Origin of the sequence: Nocardia aurea, assembly GCF_003123685.1 — a bacterium.
GTDB lineage: Bacteria > Actinomycetota > Actinomycetes > Mycobacteriales > Mycobacteriaceae > Nocardia > Nocardia aurea.
On record NZ_QCYJ01000074.1, the window covers coordinates 1 to 1,012 of the forward strand.

Below are 1,012 nucleotides of genomic sequence, written 5' to 3' on the forward strand. Positions count from 1 at the left end.
CACGTCTCCCGCGTGTACTCCCGCTACGTCGCGTCGCGCATCCATCCCGGTGACCGCGACGAGCAAGGTCGGCTGTTCAAGCCGCGTTTCGAGCTGTACGCCTACCCGGTGGATCTTGAAGGGGACGGCCTCGAACTGCCGGACTATGAGCGGGTGCTGCTACATCTGCTACCGCCGGTCAGCTGCTGGATGATCAGAGCGGCGGACGAAAAGCACCTGGCCGGATTGAACGGTTCAAGGTCAGCTAGGAGACGATGCGCCAGCGTTGCCGTAGCTCGGCGCGCAGTTGATCGCGCAGCTCGGGCATGGCTGGGATCTCCTCGCCGCGGTTGATGCAACCGTCGATCGTGGCGAGGTCATGCCAGTCGTAGTAGATGCGACGCTGCTGCTTGCCGAGCTTCCGCGCCTGGTAGCGGCTGCCCCAGGACCGGATGGTGGCGGGGGCCCTTTCGAGGCGTCGGCCGGCCTCGGCAGCGGTGACCGGTTCGGGGTCCATGGCACACCCCCGAAAACACGTAATGCCCTTCGCGTTTTGCTGGAGGGCATAGGGGATCCGCCTGCGCGTAGTGTGGCACAGCAAGTCAGAGGGTTCAAGCGGGCGCCAGGCCGAGCCACTCTCCGACGGTCAACCCAAACGCGATCTCCGGGACGTGAAGCGGTCGCAGATGAAGGACCATCCCCGCGTGCGCGGGGAGCACGTCGGCCGGGTTCACGCCGTCATCCGCGCGGCGGGACCATCCCCGCGTGCGCGGGGAGCGCCCCGGGGTCGCGGCCGGGGATGGCGGTCTCTGGGGACCATCCCCGCGTGCGCGGGGAGCACGCGGCCGGAGGAACCGGAGGCCAAGTGACGAAGGGACCATCCCCGCGTGCGCGGGGAGCACAGCAGAGCCCAGACAGTTACAGCCAAGTCCGGGGGACCATCCCCGCGTGCGCGGGGAGCACCTTCCGCCAGCACCAAACCTCCCGCTCGGGATGGGACCATCCCCGCGTTCGCGGGGAGCACAACTTGGAT

General features: G+C 68.1%; 1 protein-coding gene and 1 CRISPR repeat array. The gene reads right to left on the bottom strand.

All coding sequences use genetic code 11. The annotated features are described in order from the left end of the window. Positions 1 to 244 precede the first annotated feature (244 nt). Positions 245 to 496, bottom strand: coding sequence for a hypothetical protein (locus tag DAT37_RS12985; protein ID WP_109525003.1), 252 nt, complete (start codon positions 494 to 496; stop codon positions 245 to 247). Between the two features lie 173 nt (positions 497 to 669). Continuing rightward, a CRISPR array of direct repeats spans positions 670 to 1,003; the repeat unit is 29 nt; unit sequence GGGACCATCCCCGCGTGCGCGGGGAGCAC. Positions 1,004 to 1,012 lie beyond the last annotated feature (9 nt).

What these genes read in the sequence shown, in the direction of transcription:
- DAT37_RS12985 (WP_109525003.1), bottom strand. Translation starts at nt 496, where the DNA reads ATGGACCCCGAACCGGTCACCGCTGCCGAGGCCGGCCGACGCCTCGAA.